The organism is Alkalibacterium sp., assembly GCF_046484155.1.
GTDB lineage: Bacteria > Bacillota > Bacilli > Lactobacillales > Carnobacteriaceae_A > Alkalibacterium.
Window position 1 is genome coordinate 1 of record NZ_JAWOBT010000046.1, and the last position, 14,583, is coordinate 14,583.

The following is a 14,583-nucleotide window of genomic DNA, read 5'->3' on the forward strand; positions in this document are numbered from 1 at the left end:
GCTTAGTACCACTGGGACAGAAAAGTCCGTGAGTATGCTGAAGATGAACCAGCTTAGCACCACTCAAGGTGTATGGGGCACCATAACACCTAATCAAACCCTAATAAAAAATCCCTAACTATCGCTGAGATAGTTAGGGAACAGTTGAATTATTTCATGACGTTTGCTAATTTTCCAGATCGTTTAAGTGATTGTTTTTGGCTAATCAAAGGACGTATCAAAGCATAAAATGAGCCTCTTTCGTAATTTATTCGTCATTTTATTTTTATGGAAGAAGGCACAAATTCATCCAGGATGACTTCTCCTTCCGAATCGAGAGGAAGGGGAAATTTAGCAGATAAAGTACGTTTAGTCGATCTATATGCCAGAACGAGAGGGATGAGGGCTGCAAACCAGGCTAGAGGGCTCGCTATGACTATCCCTGTAAAACCTAAATGTACAGACAAGAAGAATGCGGCTAAAATGCGGGCAAGTAATTCTCCGATCCCAGCAACGGTTGGGGCAAAGCTGTTGCCAAGACCTTGTAACGTGTGTCGGTAAATAAATAATACGGACAGCACAGCATATAAGGATGAACTCGCCAGGAAATAATGCTGGATCATTTGAAGCACCTCGGCTGATGCATCAGCTCCGACAAATAAAGTAGCAAAGTGTCTACCCCAAATCAAAAGAATGAGACCGATCACTAAACTGTAACCGATACTCATTTTAAGCGCCTGATTGACTCCATGCCATACACGGTTCAATTTTCTTGCACCATAGTTTTGGGCTGCGAAAGTCGACATCGTTACACCAAAGGATTGAAGCGGGAGCACAGCTACAGAATCGATCTTCTGAGCGGCAGTGAAAGCAGCGACGGCAGGTGCGCCCAATAGATTAAGCCTCATGGTGATCGCCACAGAACCAATCGCAATGATAGAATATTGAAAGCCATAGGGTAATCCGATACGCAAATGTTCCTTGAATTCAGCTCTATCCAGTTTCCAATCTTCTTTATGGATACGCAGTAGAGGGACCTTTTTCCAAATGAACCACAGAGTCAAGATACTCGAAGTGATCTGGGCAGTAATGGTGGCTAAAGCAGCTCCTCGAATGCCCAAATCAAAGACGAGAATGTAGACATAATCCAGTACAACATTTAAAATAGAAGTAACAATTAAAAAGTAAAGTGGCGTTTTACTGTCGCCAATGGCTCGCAGCAGGTTAGCTAAATAATTAAAGAGGATGACAGCACCGATACCTCTAAACAATACGTTTAAATAATCGTAAGCATAATCGTAGGTCTCATCGGGGGTCTTCATAAACGTTAATATTTCCTCAGTAAAGGTGGTGGTGAAAACTGTTAAGATTATACCGATGGTCAAACTTATGATCAAGCCGGTTGCTAAGTTTTTGCGTAAGGCTTTTTCATCATTGCGCCCGAAACGTTGGGCAGTCAGGACAGACAAGCCGGCAGTGATCCCGATAGCTAAACCGAGAATTAAAAATTGTATGCTCATGGTTGAACCGATAGCTGCGAATGCCGTTACGCCGATGGTTTGACTGACGATATAGGCATCAGCCATATTATAAAGTTGTTGAAACAAATTTCCGATTAACAAAGGAATCGTAAAACTGAGAATAAGTTTAAGGGGGCTTCCTTGAGTCATATCTTTTTTCAATGTGATCACTCCCGTGTTTTCTGAACATGTTATGACGATGTGTCATAACCCGATAAAAAATAAGTCAGTAGTTAGAATTTTATAAGTACCAAGTAATTATAGCCTTATTGAAATTAAAAACAAGACTTAATTTCACTCTTTTAGAAATGGATCAAGGAAGAGGGTATCGCCCCATATTGTTTGAGATAATAAAAGGCATGAGGATTATTTTAAGGCAAACCAACGGATAACCGTGAAAAGAGATAGAAAAACTTATTCCATTCGTAAAGAATGCAAAACAATAATAAGGTATAATGGAAGAAAGGTGATTTATAGTGAAAAAAGAGCTGAAACAGTTGACTTTTTCACTATATCTAGTAACGTGATTAGCGAGACCACAAAAAAATTCTATATCAATGTAGAAAAAAGGGGTGTTCTAAATGAAGAATTTTATTAATGATTCTATAAAAAATGAAAGCTTACGCACACTGAAAAAACTGATTGCTGTCCCATCGGTGAATAAGGATGAAGGTGACGAATTGGCTTTCCCACCTTTTGGGAAAGCCATCGATCAGGCTTTAAAAGAAACACTCGCTGTCTGTGATGAATTGGGAATGGATACGTTCTATGATCCTGAAGGTTTTTATGGTTATGCAGAATACGGAGACGGTGAAGAAACTGTCGGTGTTCTCTGCCACTTAGACGTGGTACCTGAAGGAAATAGAGAAAAATGGGAATCGGATCCTTTCGAAGGGACGGAACGTGACGGCGTGCTTTACGGGCGCGGTTCACAAGACGATAAAGGTCCGACGGTTGCTGCGCTATATGCGTTTAAGGCGGTTGTGGATGCTGAAGAAACATTCAATAAGAAGATTCGCTTCATTTTCGGAACAGATGAAGAAATATTATGGCGTTGTATGAATAACTATGTAAAAAATGAAGCACTGCCAGATCTAGGTTTCGTCCCAGATGGTACTTTTCCGTTAACCTATGCTGAAAAAGGATTACTACAATTGAAACTCATCGGACCGGGTTCTGATAAACTGAAACTTCAATGCGGGAGTGCGCCTAACGTGGTGCCCGATAGAGCCGAGTACGCAGGGGCTGGAATGACTGAATTGTCTCAGATTTTCGATAACATGGACATTCCATATATTCAAAAAGATGAGTCTATCGTTGTAAAAGGAAAGAGTGTTCATGCCAGTGTTGCAGGTGAAGGAAAAAATGCCATTTCACTTTTAGCAAAAGGTTTAGTTGCGGTCCAAACTCATCCTGTCATTTCTTTTATTTCTGAAAAGATTGGGATGGAGACCAATGGAGAAACGCTCTTTGGTAAAGTCAAAGATGAGGTTTCAGGTGAACTGACGATCAATGTCGGTACTTTGGAAATAAACGAGAACACGTCGGAAGTGATGTTAGATATCCGGATTCCTGTAACGTATGATAAAGAAGAAATTGTCAAAGTGTTAAAAGAAAAAAGCAGTGAATACGGATTAGATTATCAAGAGCATGATTATCTTGATTCTCTGTATGTTCCAAAAGATAGTGAACTGGTGCAGTCGTTACTAGCGATATACAGAGATAAAACAGGAGACTTGGAAAGTGAGCCGTTAACTTCAGGAGGGGCAACCTATGCGCGGGCAATGCCTAATATGGTTGCTTTTGGAGCACATTTCCCTTCAAGTAAAAGTTTAGCCCACCAGGAAAATGAAGGAATCAAATTAGATGAGTTTTATCAAGCCATGGATATCTATGCTGAGACCATTTACCGTTTGTGTTGCACAGAGGATCAGCAAAGTAATGGAGAGTGAATTAATTAATGGAAACGAAACACAAAGCAGTCGTACTTGGAAATAATTATTACATCGGTTTGAGTATCACAAGATGCTTAGGAAGATCAGGAATCCCTGTAGCCGTTCTGGATTATAAGGAAGAAGGAGCATACGCCCGTCAGTCTAAGTATGTGACTGAGAAATTAATTGGACCACACTATTCTAAAGAGGCGGATAAGCTGAAGGATTTCCTCATCGCTTATGCAAAGAATCAGGACTACAAACCCGTATTGTATCCCTCCGCTGATCAATATGTCGAATTTATCGATAAGTATTTACTTGAATTGAAAGAATATTTTTTGATCAATCAAACCGAACAAGGATTCTGGAGCGATTTGATCGATAAAGATAAGCTGCATGTTTTAGCACAACTGCATAACGTGCGTGTTCCTCAAACCGTTCAAGCAAGAGCTGCTGGTGTCGTTGAAAAAGTAGAAGAAGAATTGGGTTATCCCTGCATCATTAAACCCGCAGACTCGTCGAGATTCGTATCGACATTCCGTAAAAAATTGTTTAAAGTAACAGATCGTCAAGAACTGGAAGAAGGATTGCAAAAAGCTGAAGATGCTAACATAGAGGTAGTTGTGCAACAACTGATTCAAGGCTTCGATGATCACATGTACACCTTTGATGCCTATTTAAATCAAGAAGCGAAAATAACTCACTGGGTCACTGCACAGAAAGAACGTCAGTACCCCATTAATTTCGGTGCATCTGTTTATATTAAACAGAAATACGTGCCAGAACTACACGAAATCGGAGCACCTTTCCTAGAGGCCATCGGATATAAAGGGTTTGCTGAAATCGAATTTAAAAAAGATGAACTAACTGGTGAATATTATCTGATTGAAATCAATGTACGTACCACTAATTTCAACCAAATGTTAGCAGAATTAGGATTCAATATGCCACTCCTGGCTTATAAAGAATTAACAGGGCAAGAAATCGGCCATGACAGTTTGAAAGTGTCGACTAATTTAGCTTTCCATTATATGTATGAAGATTTACACGCTTCATTAGCCTACGTGAAATCTGGACAATTGTCATGGAAATCGATTCTAAAAACGTATACAGAAAAAAGAGTGGGTTCGATTTGGTCAGCAAACGATCCTAAACCGGGAATGTATTATGTAGGGAATTTATTGAACAAAGTGAAAAACAAGGTCATAAAAAAATAACAAATCAAAATGGAAATTCGCATCTATTAATGAATTTATAAAAGGGAGAATTGAACTATGCAATTATTTGAGCTACTCCAAGCAATTACAGTATTAGAATCAAAGGATTCAAAAGATGTTGAAATCAGCACGATAGTCTATCATTCTAGTGATGCTCAGGAGAATTCACTATTCGTATGTATTAAGGGGTATCAAACAGATGGGCATAAGTATGCTCAAGAAGCGGTAAATAATGGAGCAGTTGCTTTAATTGTTGAAAACATCCTTCCGGATATTGCAGTACCTCAATACTTAGTTGCTGATAGTCGGAAAGCCTTAGCTGCTTTGAGTGATACCTATTATGATCATCCTTCACGAAGCATTACTATTATAGGTATTACTGCAACTAACGGTAAAACATCAACATCATTTATGACAAATGCAATTCTAGAAGAAAATAACTGGAAAACGGGACTTATCGGTACCGTGATGGTTAAATATGGCGGTACGCTGGTACCAAGTATTTTGACCACTCCCGAATCTTTGGATTTACACAGGTATTTCACTAAAATGCGTGATGAAAAAATTTCTCATGTCACGATGGAAGTGTCTTCTTCCGCACTGGATTTGAGTCGAGTGGGGAGTGTCTCTTTTGATATTGTGGCTTTAAATAATATCAGTCGCGAACACATTGATCTGCATGGCTCGTTTGAAGAATACTACAATGCTAAAGCAAGTTTAATACGCGAAGCAAGAGCAGATCAGTTCGCAGTGCTGAATCTGGATGATGACTATTCTGCTTCACTAGCTAAAGAGACTGCAGCTTCAGTAGTTACCTATGGCATTGAAAACGATTCAGGTCATCTTTCGTGTAAAGATATTGATTTATCAACCGGACGAGGTAATTTCACTGTAGAAATAAACAAGCCGTTTAAAACAATCAAAGGTGAAACCGTTGAAAATACATCGTTTAAAATCAATTTGTCGGTAGCGGGTTATCATTCAGTCTATAACGCAATGGCGGCTATCACGATTGGGTTAATTAGTGGCGTGTCTGTTGAAACAATACAATCGGGCATCGAAAGCTTTAAAGGAGTCGAGCGTCGTTTCCAATTTATTTATGAAAATGATTTTAAGATAGTAGACGATCATTTTGCTAATGCCGGAAATATCGATGTAACCTTAGAAACGTTGACAAAAATGGATTATAAAAAATTACACATTGTCTACGCGATTAGAGGTAATCGTGGGGTAACGACCAATAGAGAGAACGCGCAGATGCTGGCCAAATGGGTGCCGGAGCTTGGCATCAAGAAAGTTATTGTCTCTTTAAGTGAATCTCATGTTGTAAAAAAAGATAATGTCTTAGCTGAAGAGCTGAAGGCATTTAAAGAAGAAATGGACAAGGTCGGCGTAGAGATTGAACTGCATAAAGAAATGCCGGATGCTTTGGAATCTAGCCTCGATCAAGTAGAAACCGGAGATGTTATTTTAATTGGTGGTGCACAAGGTATGGATTTTGGTGCGAAATATATATTGAAACAATTAGCTGAAAAACGACCGGACTTGAAAGTACAAGACGTTTTAGCTCCGCTTGAAGAGCGAGTAGCCGGTATTGACGAATCATTTTTAAGAAATAACTAAACTTGCTGAATCACAGCGTTGGGGTGAAAAGATGGAACATCCATTCTCTATTGCAAAAATAAAAAATGTCGGTTTGAATGCAAATGTAATCAAAATAATAGCCGTTTCGTCCATGTTTATCGACCATTTTTCGCGAGTGATCACAGAAGACGGTTCGGCAGGAAGATGGGGCTTACACTTATTTGGCCGTTTGGCGGCTCCTCTTATTGCCTATCTTGTTGCCGAAGGGCATCATTACACTTCGGATAAGAAAGCTTATGCTACACGCATATTCATATTCGCACTGATTTCTCATATTCCTTACGTCATGTATTTCGATTTGGGGTTTTTTCAGGCAACGAGCGTCTTCTGGTCCTTATTGATGGGGCTGATTGCTTTAACTGCAGCGACAAACGAGAAATTATCTGACACATGGAAAGTAGCCATAGTTATGGCCAGTTTAATTCTTGCAGTGCCGGCTAACTGGAACTATATTGGTGTACTGTGGGTTTTGAATTTCGGTTTATTTAGAGACAAGCTTAATTGGAAAATGACGGGGTTTGTATTGATTACTTTACTGTTCTACATTATACCCGGCCTACAAGAATACGGCAGTTTTGTAACGTACCGCTTCGGCAGTTTGATGGTATTACCCATTCTTTATTTGTACAACAGAAAGCCAGGTAAAAGAACGTGGTTTACAAAATGGGCATTTTACTGGTTCTATCCTCTACATTTAATTTTCTTGTACCTGCTGCAGATGTTTTTGACCTGAAGACGTTAAGGTCTTATACTGTGTAAAAGTATAAGCAGAAAAAAGGTGTAACAGGCTGAACAGAAAAAAGGAGCTTTAATTTTGAATAAAAATAAATCGTTGTTAAAAGGTTTAATTGTCATACTGGGTTTTTCAATCGTTATTTTAGGTTTGATCACCTATTTACAACAATCCGATAATAAAGAAACAACGGAGAGACCGTCAACTGAACAGGACAGTCAAGATGAGCCGGATGCGAACGAGAATAGCCAGAAAAAGCCAGAACTTCCAATGTGGAATGTCGATGGAGAATTTGAGCTGCCTATAGTAGGTGCAGCAGGCTATGCTTCAGTCAAACAAACCTTGTATGAAGAGCCCGCAGCCGATGCGGAAATACTTCGAGAATTGAGTCCCGGCACACCTTTTGAAATAAGAGGAGAAGCGGGGAAATATTGGCTTGTCCAATCCGCTTCTTTTGAAGGCTGGATCGAGCATCGGTTCGCTTTTATCAATTTACCGGATGTTGTGCCATCCATTATTTATGATCATACAAATAGTTACGATTCACTTTTTCAATCCTCTCATGTAGATATTCCAGAATTGACGGGTGAACCACTGAATCCGATGATCGGGTTCAATGAGCGTCTGCAAAAAGAAGAATTCATCATGCCCCTACTTTATCGAACGGCAAAAAAAGTGTTTCATGCTCAACAATTAGCTCTGCAAAATGGAGACAGTCTGGTGATATATGAAACCTTTAGACCGAGAGAACTGCAGCTGCTGGTCAACGACTCACTGGCGCGATTGGCTGAAGAAAACGAAGAGGTAAAAAAAGGGATCAATGACAAACCTTGGAGTATGACATGGTTTATAAATATGAAAGTATCCAATCATCAAAGAGGGGCAGCTATTGATCTCAGTTTAGCCAAGGTAGAAGAAATCACAGACCAAACGATCGGGGACTTTAACACATTTAGAGTGGAGAGTTATACGGAATACACTATGCACACACCTCTTCATGAAATGAGTCTGGAGTCTGCTATTTTCGATCGTCCCATCGCTTCCGCGGATCGCGAAGGTTGGAGAGAATTGACTGTTAATTCTAACATGACTGAACCGTCACTTAAACTGCAGGGATACATGGTTGAAGCCGGCTTCAATCCCTTAGCTTCCGAATGGTGGCATTTTAATGATGTCGATGCGCTCGAAGACTTAGATACTGAAGCCGGATCAGGCGAGTATTTTATCAAGGAGACTTTTAACAGTGTACCGTTATGGAAAAACATTACCCTTACACAAGAATAGAAAGAAAATGACCCAACTTGAATTTGATGAACAATTGCTTATAAATGTTTGAGGAATATGTTAAGGAGATTATAACTGTGAATTGGAAAAAATTAATTGAAAATATACCGGGATTACATGGCGACGCTGCACCCGAAACGACTGAAATAAAAGGTGTGACAGATCAATCATCTGAGGTTGAAAAAGGATCTGTGTTTGTCGCAATCAAGGGTTTCAAAAACGATGGTCATCAGTATATCTCTCAGGCAATCGAAAAAGGAGCAAGCGTGATCATTGGTCAACAAGACATTGAATTAAACGATACTCCTTATATTAAACATGAGAACACAAGAAAATCACTCGGGCAATTGGCAGCGAGCTATTACAAGTATCCAACCAAAGATAAATTAATCATTGGGGTTACTGGAACCAATGGGAAAACAACAACCGGATTATTCTTAACGCATCTCTTGAGGAAAAAAGGATATACCGTGTCGTTTTTTGGTACTGTGTTCAATGAAATGAATGGTGTACGGACAACAAGCTCCTTAACAACGCCGAGCGCATCAACCATACAAAAGGCATTAGCTGAGTCTAACGACCAGGCCGTGGTAATTGAAGTATCCTCTCAGGGGTTGGAGCAACATCGCATGGAAGGCATGTCTTTTGACTATGCACTGTTCACCAATTTGCAGCACGATCATCTAGACTATCACAATACTATTGAAGAGTATTTTCTTGCTAAAAAGAAGCTGTTTTCTTTACTGAAAGATTCAGGTAAAGCTATAGTCAATGAAGATGACGAATGGGGGAAAAAACTTTCACGGCTATTGGTAGAAGAAGGTCTGACTGTTTTAACAGTAGGGGAAAAGGATCAAGATACACGGTATCACTTGGAAGGATCGATGCAAGGGTCGTGTGCTATTGGAGACACATCCTATTCGGTCGAATTGCCTCTACCCGGTAAATATAATCTTTCTAATCTATCAATGGCTCTGACGGTTTTGCAAGATCTGAATCAGGATCTAACCAATATTTCTCAACTAATGAAAGATTTAGAGACGATACCTGGTCGCTTTGAGGTAGATACGCTCTCTGAAACCGTGAAAGGTGTGATCGATTATGCACACACTGCAGAAGCCTTGAAAGGTTTATTGCCTACAATCAAAGAATTGTATCCCAATTATCGGTTGGTGCATATCTTTGGGTTTAGGGGAAATAGAGACAGCACTAAAAGAGAAAAGATGATTCAAGTTTCTGCTCAATACAGTGATGAGACCATTTTAACGTTAGACGATTTAAATGGCATCAGTACGGATACGATGGAAGCAGAGTATCAGAAATTGGTCAATAACGATCTATCTAGACGAGTAAGTATTATTCTAGATCGAACGATAGCTATCTCAGACACCATGAAAAACGCTACAGAACCAACGCTCATTGTTGTTACTGGAAAAGGGCACGAATCTTATCAGCAAGATTTTGAATTATCATCAAAATCAGACAAAGCTACATTTCTGTTTTTAAAGAAATAGAGCGTAAGGCAGGCATGAATATACAGTGAAAAAGTGCTTTATCAATCTTAAACGGGAGGACTAGTATGAGTAACGAGGAGAAAGTTATCGGTGTTTTAGGCGGTATGGGGCCCGAAGCGACCGCCAGTTTTTACATGAAAGTCATTAAAGAAACGAAAGTGACAAAAGATCAGGATCATTTCCGAACGATCATTGATAGCAATCCTAAAATCCCTGATCGGACACAAGCTATTTTATATGATGGTCCGTCCCCTGTTTCAGAAATGATAAAAACAGCAAACAACTTGAAGTTGGCTGGAGCGACAGTCGCTGTCATGCCATGCATCACCGCTCACTACTTTTATGAGGATATTCAAAAAGAAGTAGACATACCTCTTCATCATGTGTTAAAAGGGTTAAACAAGTATATAGACGAAGAATGCTCCGGTGTACAAAAAATCGGTGTTTTATCTACCACAGCAACCAAAAACACACGCTTATTTGAGACGCATCTGCATAATAAAGAGGTTGTATACCCAAATGATTTTGAACAGGAACATAAGGTTATGCAGGCTATTTACGGTAAGAATGGAATCAAACAAGGCAACACCGGCCAGCACCCCAAAGCGCTTTTAATGGAAGTGGCTGAACGGTTGATCAAAGAAGAAGGGTGCGAATTGATCATTGGCGGATGTACGGAAGTAGAATTGGTCTTAAACGCAACGGACTTGTCGGTCCCTTTTATCGATCCCATGCGTGTCGCCGCGCGAGATTTAACGAGATCTGAAAAAATAGGGTAAGTGGAATAATAAGAAGACGATGAATGCAAATGCTGCATTCGTCTATGTATCGTAAACCGGTAAAAATGTAAATGATTGATACATAGGTAGTTGAAATAAAGGCATTAAAGAAGAAGCCATAGTGCTGCAAGATTCGGAAGTATCACTGTCAGGAAAAATAACATTAGAAGATTTCACCAAGTATAACCACTAGCACATGAAAAGGGTGTTAAAGGTGTGTTTTACTGTAAGTTTTATAGTGATTTTCCGATCCACAAACTCAAATGAATACATTTAAGAAGCTTATCACTAAAAACATAGATGAAACTAAGATGGATAGTGATTAACAGAGGGGCTTTTTAAATTGAAAAAGTATGTACAGATAATATGATGACACAGCAAGGTATGAATAATGCAAATAACCATTTCAGCTATTGATTCTTATGATTTTTAAGAATCAATAGTTTTTTTGTTGACTTTTTTAGTTTACAGTTGTAAACTGTGGAAGAAGTTATCTGTTTACAACTGTAAACTAAAGGAGGTCCACCCATGCATGAAAATCAAATATCGCCCTCAGAATGGGAAGTGATGCGTGTCGTTTGGACGACCCATCCCATTACAAGTAAAGAAATCAACGATAGTTTGAAAGCGAAAAAAGAGTGGAAACTAGCGACAACCAAGACCCTGATCGGACGCTTGGTGAAGAAGGGCATGCTCTCAACGGAGCAAAAAGGTCGAAAGTACGAATATAGCCCTGTTGTTTCGGAAAAAGAAAGTATTGATGAGGCAATAGATGATCTGCTTAATCAGATGTGTACGACAAAAGTGGGACAAACCATTGAGACCATTTTAGAAAAAAGCACGGTAAGTATGAGTGACTTGGAACGTCTGGAAGCATTGATTCAAGAGAAAAAAGTTAATGCACCAGAAAAAGTGAAATGTGGGTGCACACCTGGACAATGTTCATGTGTGCATCAAGGAGGAAAAAATGATGGAGACGAAATCGTATCCGATTGAAGGGATGACCTGTGCGTCCTGTGCTTCAACGGTAGAAAAAACGGCGAAAAATTTAAACGGTGTGCTTGAAGCATCCGTCAACCTTGCTTCAGAAAAGCTGAACATCAAGGTTGAAGCGAGTACGTTTGATCCGAAAGAGCTGGAAAAACAAATAGATGGAACGGGATATACCATTGTTATGCCGCAATACGTGACGAAAACATTTGATGTAGAAGGGATGACGTGTGCCTCTTGTTCCTCAACAGTGGAGAAAACGGCGGTTAAACTGAATGGTATGGAAAAGGCCTCGGTTAACCTAGCTTCTGAAAAAATGTCTGTCACGTACAATCCGCTTGAATTATCAGTAAGAGATATCTCAGATGCCATCTCTAATACGGGGTACAAAGCCATTCCAAAAGAGGAAGACCAGGTGGAGATTTCCGGTCCGGCTGAAACGGAAAAGATGTCTAAAGAAGAGATGTACAAGCAGCGGGCGATCCTTTCCGCAGTCTTTACGGTTCCGTTGATGATCGTTTCTATGGGTCCTATGGTTGGGCTGGTGTTACCGTCTGTAATTGATCACATGCAAAATCCGACGAACTATGCCTTGTTACAGTTGGCGTTGACACTCCCCGTCATGTGGTCCGGCAAGTCTTACTTTGAACAGGGATTTAAAACATTATCTAAAGGTCATCCTAATATGAATTCCTTGATCTCCCTGGGAACGGCTGCCGCATTCGTTTATAGTTTAGTCGCGACGTTTGCGATCATATTCATGAATGCTGAGTTGGCGATGATGCTGTATTATGAAACAAGTGCGGTTATTTTAGCTTTTCATACGTTAGGAAAATATCTGGAAGAACGTTCAAAAGGACGCATGTCTGAAGCGATTCAGAAATTGATGGACTTGGCACCAAAAACGGCCCGAGTGGTGCATAATGGTGATGAAGAAGAAATGGCCATTGAAAAAGTATCACCGGGAGATATCATACGGGTACGTCCCGGTGAAAAAATGCCGGTGGATGGCATCATCGTCAATGGTCGATCGGCAGTGGATGAATCCATGCTGACGGGTGAAAGCATGCCGGTGGCTAAAGAAATAGGCGACACCATTATTGGGGCAAGCATGAATAAAAACGGATCGATCGATTACCGTGCGACTAAAGTGGGTAAAGATACCACGCTCTCTCAGATCATCCAGCTTGTTGAAGAAGCGCAGGGATCAAAAGCGCCGATTGCCAAATTAGCCGACGTGATTACGGGTTATTTCGTGCCCATCGTGATGGGACTGGCTCTCATTTCCGGTTTGGTCTGGCTCATAGCCGGCCAGAGCTTCATCTTTGCACTCACCATTTTAATTTCCGTCCTGGTTATCGCCTGTCCATGTGCTTTGGGACTCGCAACGCCGACGGCCATTATGGTCGGGACAGGTAAGGGTGCAGAACACGGCGTCTTAATTAAAAGTGGGGATGCATTGGAAACCATGCACAATGTGGACACGATCGTCTTTGATAAAACCGGAACATTGACAGAAGGCAAACCGGTCGTTACAGACTTGATTGTTCGCAAAAATTCATCATTTTCAAAAGAGGCCTTGCTTCAACTCGCCGCTTCTGCAGAAAAAGGGAGCGAACACCCTCTTGGGGAAGCAATCGTTAAACAAGCCGAGAATGATCAGCTTGAGCTAACAGGCGTGTCACACTTTGAAGCTATTCCTGGTCAGGGACTCCTTGCAAAAATAAATGAACATACCCTTTATTTCGGGAACAAGAAGTTGATGACGGAAAAGCGCTTGGCCATCAATGAGCTCGAAGACACGGCCAATCAGTTGGCGGATGAAGGTAAAACACCGATGTATCTTGCTGTTGATGAGACGGTTGAAGGAATCATTGCGGTAGCGGATACGCTGAAAGAAAACAGTGTCGAAACTATTAAAGCTCTACACAAACAAGGCATCGAAATCGCGATGATCACAGGTGACAACACACGGACCGCTAATGCCGTCGCAAAACAAGCAGGCATTGATCGCGTATTGAGTGATGTATTACCAGAAGATAAAGCAAACGAGGTCAAGAAATTGCAGAAAGAAGGCAAAAAAGTAGCGATGGTCGGTGACGGTATCAACGATGCACCCGCTCTTGCTCAAGCCGATGTTGGTATTGCCATAGGTTCAGGGACGGATGTTGCGGTAGAATCAGCAGATGTCGTCTTGATGCGTAGTGATATCAAGGAAGTGCTGACAGCGATAGAATTGAGTAAAGATACATTGAAAAATATCAAACAAAATTTATTCTGGGCATTTGCTTATAATATCGTCGGGATTCCTATCGCCATGGGTGGCCTGTATCTACTTGGGGGCCCGCTACTCAATCCGGCATTTGCTGCAGCAGCCATGAGTTTAAGCTCGGTTTCCGTTTTACTCAATGCGCTGCGTTTAAAAAATTTCAAACCCACACTAGCTGAAACAGTCAGCGAACAATAAAAAACGAAGGAGAGATAAAATATGAATTATCATGTAAAAGTTGAGGGTATGAGCTGTAACGGTTGTGCCAACTCTGTTAAAGCAGCATTCTCAAACATTGAAGGCGTCTCACAGGTCGATGTTGATTTAGTCGAAAAAGAAGCGACACTCGCAGCATCAAAAGAGTTAACTAAACAACAACTGGAAGATGCCCTTGCAGATACAAGCTATACGGTAGAGTCATTCAAGTGACTCCGATAATTGAAAAACACTTTGCTCTAAGAAATTTTAGAGCAAAGTGTTTTTTCTTATTTTAATTCATCTCTCGTTGAAACAAAATGGCTTACAGAAAGAAGGAAATAGTGTATCATAAAATCAACTAATAAAAAGAATAGCGATAAGTTTACGATATGTGAAAGAAGGTGAGTAGATGAATAAAGGTAAAGCATTCGTTCCGTTCAGATTTGAATTATCTCCTATAAAACAAATGGCCATGTTTCATTTCCATAAGAATCCAGACACAGAATACGATACGTTTGAGTT

At 40.4% G+C, this 14,583-nt stretch carries 11 protein-coding genes; 10 read left to right on the top strand and 1 reads right to left on the bottom strand.

Annotated elements, in window-relative coordinates; genetic code table 11:
* Positions 1 to 254: 254 nt before the first annotated feature.
* Positions 255 to 1,661 (bottom strand): MATE family efflux transporter, encoded by a 1,407-nt coding sequence (locus R6U02_RS03450; RefSeq protein ID WP_410262242.1) that lies wholly within the window; start codon positions 1,659 to 1,661, stop codon positions 255 to 257.
* A 419-nt stretch (positions 1,662 to 2,080) separates the two neighbouring features.
* Between R6U02_RS03450 and R6U02_RS03455 the strand changes: the two genes are divergently transcribed.
* The 10 genes from R6U02_RS03455 to R6U02_RS03500 all read left to right on the top strand — a co-directional run bounded on the left by R6U02_RS03455 (position 2,081) and on the right by R6U02_RS03500 (position 14,292).
* Positions 2,081 to 3,451: a M20 family metallopeptidase gene (locus R6U02_RS03455; RefSeq protein ID WP_410262243.1), complete on the top strand. Its 1,371-nt coding sequence runs from the start codon at positions 2,081 to 2,083 to the stop codon at positions 3,449 to 3,451.
* A gap of 8 nt (positions 3,452 to 3,459) precedes the next feature.
* Complete coding sequence (locus R6U02_RS03460) at positions 3,460 to 4,650, top strand: carboxylate--amine ligase (RefSeq protein WP_410262244.1); 1,191 nt, start codon at positions 3,460 to 3,462, stop codon at positions 4,648 to 4,650.
* 57 nt (positions 4,651 to 4,707) lie between these two features.
* Positions 4,708 to 6,273 carry a Mur ligase family protein gene (locus R6U02_RS03465; RefSeq protein ID WP_410262245.1) on the top strand — a complete coding sequence of 522 codons (1,566 nt, stop codon included), beginning with the start codon at positions 4,708 to 4,710 and terminating at the stop codon, positions 6,271 to 6,273.
* Positions 6,274 to 6,304: 31 nt separating this feature from the next.
* Entirely contained in the window at positions 6,305 to 7,027 is a 723-nt protein-coding gene (locus tag R6U02_RS03470; RefSeq protein ID WP_410262246.1) for a TraX family protein, read from the top strand.
* Positions 7,028 to 7,108: 81 nt separating this feature from the next.
* A complete protein-coding gene (locus tag R6U02_RS03475) occupies positions 7,109 to 8,311 on the top strand; it encodes a M15 family metallopeptidase (protein ID WP_410262247.1) in 1,203 nt (400 codons plus the stop codon).
* A 77-nt stretch (positions 8,312 to 8,388) separates the two neighbouring features.
* Positions 8,389 to 9,825: a UDP-N-acetylmuramoyl-L-alanyl-D-glutamate--2,6-diaminopimelate ligase gene (locus R6U02_RS03480; protein ID WP_410262248.1), complete on the top strand. Its 1,437-nt coding sequence runs from the start codon at positions 8,389 to 8,391 to the stop codon at positions 9,823 to 9,825.
* A gap of 65 nt (positions 9,826 to 9,890) precedes the next feature.
* Complete coding sequence (locus tag R6U02_RS03485; protein WP_410262249.1) at positions 9,891 to 10,604, top strand: aspartate/glutamate racemase family protein; 714 nt, start codon at positions 9,891 to 9,893, stop codon at positions 10,602 to 10,604.
* Positions 10,605 to 11,132: 528 nt separating this feature from the next.
* Positions 11,133 to 11,600 carry a CopY/TcrY family copper transport repressor gene (locus R6U02_RS03490; protein WP_410262250.1) on the top strand — a complete coding sequence of 156 codons (468 nt, stop codon included), beginning with the start codon at positions 11,133 to 11,135 and terminating at the stop codon, positions 11,598 to 11,600.
* Positions 11,575 to 14,061, top strand: coding sequence for a heavy metal translocating P-type ATPase (locus tag R6U02_RS03495; protein WP_410262252.1), 2,487 nt, complete (start codon positions 11,575 to 11,577; stop codon positions 14,059 to 14,061). Before R6U02_RS03490 ends, R6U02_RS03495 begins: the two co-directional genes overlap by 26 nt.
* A gap of 21 nt (positions 14,062 to 14,082) precedes the next feature.
* Positions 14,083 to 14,292, top strand: coding sequence for a heavy-metal-associated domain-containing protein (locus R6U02_RS03500; RefSeq protein WP_410262251.1), 210 nt, complete (start codon positions 14,083 to 14,085; stop codon positions 14,290 to 14,292).
* Positions 14,293 to 14,583: the final 291 nt, after the last annotated feature.

Coding starts and splice junctions, on each gene's coding strand:
- R6U02_RS03455 (WP_410262243.1), top strand. CDS start 2,081: ATGAAGAATTTTATTAATGATTCTATAAAAAATGAAAGCTTACGCACA.
- R6U02_RS03460 (WP_410262244.1), top strand. CDS start 3,460: ATGGAAACGAAACACAAAGCAGTCGTACTTGGAAATAATTATTACATC.
- R6U02_RS03465 (WP_410262245.1), top strand. CDS start 4,708: ATGCAATTATTTGAGCTACTCCAAGCAATTACAGTATTAGAATCAAAG.
- R6U02_RS03470 (WP_410262246.1), top strand. CDS start 6,305: ATGGAACATCCATTCTCTATTGCAAAAATAAAAAATGTCGGTTTGAAT.
- R6U02_RS03485 (WP_410262249.1), top strand. CDS start 9,891: ATGAGTAACGAGGAGAAAGTTATCGGTGTTTTAGGCGGTATGGGGCCC.
- R6U02_RS03490 (WP_410262250.1), top strand. CDS start 11,133: ATGCATGAAAATCAAATATCGCCCTCAGAATGGGAAGTGATGCGTGTC.
- R6U02_RS03495 (WP_410262252.1), top strand. CDS start 11,575: ATGGAGACGAAATCGTATCCGATTGAAGGGATGACCTGTGCGTCCTGT.
- R6U02_RS03500 (WP_410262251.1), top strand. CDS start 14,083: ATGAATTATCATGTAAAAGTTGAGGGTATGAGCTGTAACGGTTGTGCC.